Below are 253 nucleotides of genomic sequence, written 5' to 3'. Positions count from 1 at the left end.
GTTTATCTAGGGTTTTTTTACGCCTGAAGAAAAGCGGATTAATTAATGATTCTAACCACGTCCGTGAGGCGAATCTAAATCCAGATCAGGCCCTTTAGGCACCACTTGAGTCGGGTTGATACCCGTATGGCTGTAATAGTAGTGGCGCTTGATGTGGTAGAAATCCGTCGTCTCTTTAATACCCTCTATTTGATAGAGCTCTTTTAGATAACCTTGGATATGTTTGTAATCCGCAATTCGTTGCTTGTTACAC

Annotated in this window: 1 pseudogene; it reads right to left on the bottom strand. The window is 41.9% G+C overall.

Going from position 1 to position 253, the window contains the following annotated elements:
- Positions 1 to 51 precede the first annotated feature (51 nt).
- Positions 52 to 253: pseudogene (locus AB4486_RS28335) on the bottom strand (glutathione S-transferase family protein); the annotation flags it as partial.

The sequence above is a fragment of the Vibrio sp. 10N.222.55.C6 genome, from assembly GCF_041473395.1.
Classification (GTDB): Bacteria; Pseudomonadota; Gammaproteobacteria; order Enterobacterales; family Vibrionaceae; genus Vibrio; species Vibrio crassostreae_C.
Note: the sequence above shows the minus strand (reverse complement) of the source record. Positions and strands in the feature narration are given on the sequence as shown.